The organism is Mesorhizobium sp. M4A.F.Ca.ET.022.05.2.1 (assembly GCF_003998845.1).
In the GTDB taxonomy this organism is placed as follows: Bacteria; Pseudomonadota; Alphaproteobacteria; order Rhizobiales; family Rhizobiaceae; genus Mesorhizobium.
Genome location: NZ_RZOJ01000384.1, coordinates 1 through 5,735, shown reverse-complemented (window position 1 = coordinate 5,735; position 5,735 = coordinate 1). Strand labels below are relative to the sequence as shown.

Here is a 5,735-nt window from a genome sequence, read left to right as displayed (position 1 = left end):
ATGCTAATGTTCCAGCGCAGGGGGAAAATTTGCCGAGCGACCGATCTGGCTTATGAAGCGGCCCTTTCGCGAACCGGGAGCTTCCAGCCCGGCCTGACGAAATGGCAGGTGTAGCCGTTCGGATATCTCTCCAGATAGTCCTGATGCTCGGGCTCGGCCTGCCAGAATGGGCCGACCGGCGCAACCTCGGTGACGACCTTGCCCGGCCACAGGTGAGAGGCATCGACATCGGCAATGGTGTCCTCGGCGACCCGCTTCTGGTCGTCGCTGGTGTAGTAGATTGCCGAGCGATAGCTCATGCCGACATCGTTGCCCTGACGGTTGCTGGTCGTCGGGTCGTGGATCTGGAAAAAGAATTCGAGCAGCGTGCGGTAGCTCAGCCTGGCGGGATCGAAAATGATCTCGATGGCCTCGGCATGGGTGCCGTGGTTGCGGTAAGTGGCGTTGGGCACGTCGCCGCCGCTGTAGCCGACGCGGGTCGAGACGACGCCCGGAAAGCGCCGGATCAAATCCTGCATGCCCCAAAAGCAGCCGCCGGCAAGCACCGCGCGTTCGGTGGAAGTCGCCATGTCACATCTCCGTTGGATTTCTCCATAGATGGGGATTGTGACGCTCTTCGTCCAGCGGCTCAAGCGTTCGGGAACCGCGAGTACAACAGCCGCCTGGATTGAGGACGGGAGGACATCAAGTTTCAATTCTAGGGAAGCGGCAACGGTGCGTCACTCAAGGTCCGCAGGTAAGCGATGAGGTCTGCTCGCTGCTTCTCGTCCTGCAGACCCGGGAAAAGCATATCTGTTCCAGGCAGAGTGAGCGCGGGATTGGAGATAAACAAATTGAGTTCCTCAAAAGTCCAATCGCCACCAGCATCCTTCAGACTCGACGAATACTCGACATCGCCTTGCGAAGCCTTCCGCCGCCCTACGATGCCCCACAGATTGGGCTTGGGATTCTTGACCCCCGGCACTGCAAGATGACAAGTCCCGCACGTCTTTCCGAAAAGTTCTTTGCCCGATTCAGCGTTTGCCGATGCAAGCCGTGCCGAAATCGGCGCAATGGCCGGTCGTCCTGCGCCATGACTGCGCAAGTAGGCGACGACGTCTTCGTGACCGCTGAGCTTCGCCAAATGTATGGGTGGACTGCCATTCGATGTCAGTGCGTTGACATCTGCTCCAGCGTCCACGAGATGGATGACGCACTGAAGGCAGCCATTCTCGGCAGCCACGTGCAGCGGCGTCTGCGATTTCGCCACCTGATTTGGATCGGCCCCATTGTCGAGCAACAGCTTCACGATGTCAGCGTGCCCACCCTTGTTGGCGGCATAGAGTGGCGTTCTTTGCCAACTGACGAGCAGGCTAACGTCGGCCCCACGACTTATCAGAAGTTTTGCCAACTCGATGTTTCCGGCTTCGCAGGCGATATAGAGCGCCGTGACACCGTCAATTTCGTTGATGGCGGCACCCTTATCCAATGCGGAAGTCACCGCTGCGACGTCGCCATTCCTGACAAGATCACCCAGGTTGCTCGCCTGGGCGGGCAGCGTAAAAAGCCCAAGCACCAACGTAGCCCTTATCGCCCACATGCGTCTCCGCTTGGTCATGGTTACCCTCTCGCTGCTCGGAAAAAGCGCACAGGTTTGGCTCGCATTGCGGCTCCATGCACAAAAACGAACATTAGCAGATGCTCATTCAAAGACCAAGGATGCGCGGCAGGTCACTCCTCGTTTGTCGGCTTGAATTTCCGCACGACGACCTCGAACACGATGTCCGAAATCCACATCGCCGAGACGCCAATGAGGAAAGCGGCGGCGAGCGTCGTGGTGTCGTCGGCTGGATCGGGGATCGGCAGGCCACTTGCCTTGAACCAGGCGACGGCCGGCAGCGTCAGATAGGCGGCGGCGAGCGCGCCGCAGATCGGCGAAGCGATCATTTCGCGCAGTTTGTAGCGATGGCGCGACAGGGCCCGGAGCGCACCACCAGCCAACCCGGCCGCCACCACCGGGCCTTTGATGCCCAGGAGATCGAACAGATCGTGCATCATGGCCTCCAGCCGCAGAGTTCCTGACCCTTGCGGTTGTGCGCAAGCAGCGCCCTCGCCTCCTGGTCCGACAGTGCGTCGACCGCTTTGAGGGAGAGGCGTACCGGCCTTGAGACGGCGCAGAAGCTTCCCTTGGCTGTGGTGCATCCGGCCGCGACGAGCAGCGGCAGCACGAGGATCAATCCCTTGCCCATGTTTTCAGCTCCTTGCTGGCCGCGCCCGCGCGCAGCGCGCCGATATCATTGTCGACCTGGTCGGCGAGCGCGCCGGCGGCAGCCTCGGCCTTGGCCTGCCGAGCGCGTTCCGCACCGGCGCCGGCGAGCCGCTGGCGGACGCCCCAGCCGAGGGCTGCCACCACCGAGGCCAGCAGGCCAAGGAACGTCGGGTTGCCGAGCAGTGAGGAAAGCAGCGCCGTCATGACAGCCACCACACGACAAGTGCCGCAACGATGAGGAGCGCGCCTGCCATCCAGGGCAGCGCCTGGCGCACGAGCTCGGTGAAGACCTCGACCATTTTGCCCCTCATCTCTGCCAGTTGAACTTGCGGGCGAGCACATGCCAGGCTTCGGTGCCGAGGCCGATCGCCAGGCCGATGCCGGCCTCGAGCGCCATCTGGATGTCAGGATCGCCAGACAGGGCGGCGGCGTCGCCGGCGCCGAGCAGGCCGCGCGCCACGAGGACGGCCGCGCCATAGCGCAGCGCGATGCGGATGATGACGGCAATCATGATCTCTTGCCTCCAAGGATGGTTTTGAAGATGGCGAGCAACAGCCGCCAGAATGCATTGCCGGCAGGCACGGCCGGATCAGGCGCAACCTCCGGATGGGCAGCTTCAGCCGAAGGTACCGATGGGCCTTGCCCAGGCGCTGGCGCCGGCGGAGCCGGCTCAACCGCCGACAGCAGCAGCGCCTCGGCGCGCACGAATCCGACCCGCCCGCTCCAGCCCCTGCCGAAGGTCGGCCATGTTGGCAGCCGCTTGAGGAACGCCAGGCGTGCGTCGCAAAGTGCGTCGATGACAACGCCGGCGGGCCGGGCCCTGGCGGCGCCGAGCGTCGCCGGACCGATGCGCCCGTCCTGTGTGACGCCGACGATCGCCTGAAGGTAGTTCGCCGCCCTGGCCGGGCCGCTGTTCACCGCGAAGTCGAACACGGCATAGTCGACGCCGGCGGGAAGTTCGGCGCCGGCCACGGCATCCCAATAGAAGCGCCGGTAGAGGCGAAATTCCTCGAACCAGGCGAGCAGCGTCGAAAACACCTTGAAGCGGCCGGATTGCATGCGGTCGAGCATCTCCATCAGCCCGGCCTCGACCGAGACCGAGCCGTCGGCGAAGCGGGCGTGGCTGGCGAGCATGTTCAGCCCATGCGCGGCATATTGTTTTGCGAGCGCCACGCCGGCGCCTTCCAGCGTTTCGCGGCGGCCGTCGCGCGGCCAGGTGAAGGGCAGCCATTCGCCCCACGGTTTCAGGGCGAGCGCCTGCATCGCCGGCGTCTGCTGCGCGGCGCGGGAGGCCTTGGTGACGTAGACGACGTCGGCCTCGGTATCCCAGGCGAGCTCGACCGCGGCCGAAGGATGGTCCCAGCCGAAATCGAGCGCGCCGATGCGCGGCCACCAGCGCGGCAGCCGGAACGGCTCGCAGGCAATCAGTTCCTCCGGCACCGGAAAGATGCGGCCCGAGCCCAGCACCGGAATGCCCTTGGCGCGCGCCTCGCGCTCATGCGCGGGATAGGCGGCAACGATCGCCGCGCGTTCGGCAGGCGTGTAGTGCCCGGCATCGTCGATGGTCATGAAGGTGACGTGTCGGGACATGGTGGCCCTTTCCCTTCTCCCCTTGTGGGAGAAGGTGGATCGGCGCGCGGCGCCGAGACGGATGAGGGGTGCGCGAAGGAACACGGCGGCAGTGATTTTGCGGCCGCCGGCGTCAAGCTGGAACACCCCGACCTCGCTTCGCGAGGCCACCTTCTCCCACACGGGTGTTTGGACTGGGGACATCGCGAACAACGGGGAGAAGGGAAGTGGGCGCCTCATCCCTTGCCCATCCGCTCAACTTCCGCTGCGCTCAAAAACCTCAGCACCACATCACTCATCCCGAGCGTGAAGGTCACGATGGCGGATGCCCTGGGTGGCGCAGGAAGTGGAGTGAGGGGGAGTTGCGTTTCACGCGCCAGCGCCCCGCCTGGCGATACCGGAACCGACAGCAAAACTGCGCCCGCTCGTCTTTTCATCTTCGGTTTTATGCAGTAGGTCTTGCCCCGCATCGGGAACACCGATGCGCGTTGGGCCGGTGCATTGCGCGCGGCCTCTCCTCTACGCGGGTGGGAAAGCCACTCTTTGCCATGACAGACTTATTCGAGGCGATGCGCCTGTCCGCCGAGGACAGCGAGACCGCTCATCTTTTCTTCAGCGAAGGCGGCAAGTTCCTGCTGCCGCTCGGCAAACCGAGAAATGCCGTGACAGGTCAGGAGATGCTGCAGCGGCTGCTGTCGCCTTCCGATGACGACGACGGCACGCTGGCCAACGACTTTCTCGGTGAGCTTGGCAAGACGGTTCCGTTGGAAAGCCTGCGTCTCCTGCTCACTTCGGGCAATGCCCGGACGCGAGCGACAGGCGCGTTTCTTGCCACGTTTCAAAACCAGAACATAAGTTCGATGGTGGGCGAACTGGCAGCGTTGCTGGCAGATGATAACCCGCGCACGCGCTTCGATGCCGTAGAGTCCATCCTGCGATGCAGCACGCGTGGCGACGGCGACCATCTGGCGCAAGCCCTGTTTGCTCTTGCAGATGAGCATGAGGGGGTGCGCATGGGAGCTATCCAATTCGTGCGCTTTGCCAAGGACTGGCAGTTGAAGTTCGCCCGCCAGCGCGCCGCATCGCTCAGGCCGCAAACGCCGTTTTCGGCGATAGCGGGTATTTGCGAGCAGTGGCGGAACGATACGTCAGGCACGATCCGTGCGATGCTGGATCATGCCGAGCCGGTGGTGCGGCGCTACGGCCTCGGGTTGGCCGGTCGGGCGAGGTTTGTGGTCGTTGACGCCTATGTCGAATGGGCGCAGGCGTCTGCCGATTCAGAAATCAGCAAGCTGGCGACGGATTGCTTCGAGCACAAGCAGATATCGCAGCATGCGGTCTGGCATTCATCATTGCCGGCAGCTACCCGGACTAGCCCCCGATCAAATGGGCAGCGAAGGTGACGCTCGACCCCCGCTAGGCGCGAGCGCCGAAGCTGCTGATCTCCCCCTACCGGGCATCTCCCCCACAAGGGGGGAGATTGGCTGTGATTCAGCGCCCGCGGCATGGAACTGCGCCTGCCTGGGATAGGGCCGGTAAGCGGCCAAATGGTTAGCGCGGCGCCGGCGCTCCAGCTCCGTCAGCAGCGCCAGATACTCCGTCCCCAAGGAACGGCCTGACGATCGCTTCGAGGGCGCGGATGCGGGCGCGGATCTCCTCATCGCTCAGTGTGTCCAGAGTGTTGGTGTGGGCATCAGAATCCTTCGGGCCGGGCAGCACCGACAGCACGATCTTCAGATACTGGTCGGGCTTTTCCGCCCTGACCTTGGCGATGACGCCGGCGCCATGGTCACGGAAATCCTGGCGCAGCGCGGCGGCGAAATCATCGCCGATGGTCTTTTTCGCCCGCTTCGGGCGGACGGGAACGCCTGCCGGTTTCCGCGCCCGGCGCGAACGCGACGGCGCGTCAGCCATGGGA

9 protein-coding genes and 2 pseudogenes are annotated in these 5,735 nt (G+C 63.9%); 1 reads left to right on the top strand and 10 read right to left on the bottom strand.

Going from position 1 to position 5,735, the window contains the following annotated elements; all coding sequences use genetic code 11:
* Positions 1-50 precede the first annotated feature (50 nt).
* The 9 genes and pseudogenes from msrA to EN745_RS28275 all read right to left on the bottom strand — a co-directional run bounded on the left by msrA (position 51) and on the right by EN745_RS28275 (position 4,287).
* Positions 51-569, bottom strand: coding sequence for a peptide-methionine (S)-S-oxide reductase MsrA (msrA, locus tag EN745_RS28310; protein WP_126055201.1), 519 nt, complete (start codon positions 567-569; stop codon positions 51-53).
* Positions 570-697: 128 nt separating this feature from the next.
* Positions 698-1,597, bottom strand: coding sequence for an ankyrin repeat domain-containing protein (locus EN745_RS28305; RefSeq protein ID WP_245487861.1), 900 nt, complete (start codon positions 1,595-1,597; stop codon positions 698-700).
* A 113-nt stretch (positions 1,598-1,710) separates the two neighbouring features.
* Positions 1,711-2,034 carry a hypothetical protein gene (locus EN745_RS28300; protein ID WP_126059120.1) on the bottom strand — a complete coding sequence of 108 codons (324 nt, stop codon included), beginning with the start codon at positions 2,032-2,034 and terminating at the stop codon, positions 1,711-1,713.
* Positions 2,034-2,228, bottom strand: coding sequence for a hypothetical protein (locus EN745_RS28295; protein WP_127422770.1), 195 nt, complete (start codon positions 2,226-2,228; stop codon positions 2,034-2,036). Before EN745_RS28295 ends, EN745_RS28300 begins: the two co-directional genes overlap by 1 nt.
* The gene (locus tag EN745_RS28290) at positions 2,213-2,452 is read right to left on the bottom strand and encodes an ABC transporter permease (RefSeq protein ID WP_126055203.1); all 240 of its coding nucleotides are present in this window, start codon (positions 2,450-2,452) and stop codon (positions 2,213-2,215) included. Before EN745_RS28290 ends, EN745_RS28295 begins: the two co-directional genes overlap by 16 nt.
* A 103-nt stretch (positions 2,453-2,555) precedes the next feature.
* Positions 2,556-2,759: a hypothetical protein gene (locus tag EN745_RS28285; RefSeq protein ID WP_127422769.1), complete on the bottom strand. Its 204-nt coding sequence runs from the start codon at positions 2,757-2,759 to the stop codon at positions 2,556-2,558.
* Positions 2,756-3,247, bottom strand: a pseudogene (locus EN745_RS37690) (glycosyl hydrolase 108 family protein); the annotation flags it as partial. The gene EN745_RS28285 and the pseudogene EN745_RS37690, both read right to left, overlap by 4 nt.
* Before the next feature lie 6 nt (positions 3,248-3,253).
* Positions 3,254-4,021 (bottom strand): annotated as a pseudogene (locus EN745_RS37685) (terminase family protein); the annotation flags it as partial.
* Positions 4,022-4,053: 32 nt separating this feature from the next.
* Complete coding sequence (locus tag EN745_RS28275) at positions 4,054-4,287, bottom strand: hypothetical protein (protein WP_126055206.1); 234 nt, start codon at positions 4,285-4,287, stop codon at positions 4,054-4,056.
* Between the two features lie 78 nt (positions 4,288-4,365).
* On the opposite strand from EN745_RS28275, the gene EN745_RS28270 reads away from it, so the two are divergent.
* Complete coding sequence (locus EN745_RS28270; RefSeq protein ID WP_126055207.1) at positions 4,366-5,220, top strand: hypothetical protein; 855 nt, start codon at positions 4,366-4,368, stop codon at positions 5,218-5,220.
* 148 nt (positions 5,221-5,368) lie between these two features.
* Here EN745_RS28270 and EN745_RS28260 read toward each other — a convergent pair whose 3' ends face one another.
* Positions 5,369-5,731 (bottom strand): hypothetical protein, encoded by a 363-nt coding sequence (locus tag EN745_RS28260; RefSeq protein WP_126055209.1) that lies wholly within the window; start codon positions 5,729-5,731, stop codon positions 5,369-5,371.
* Positions 5,732-5,735: the final 4 nt, after the last annotated feature.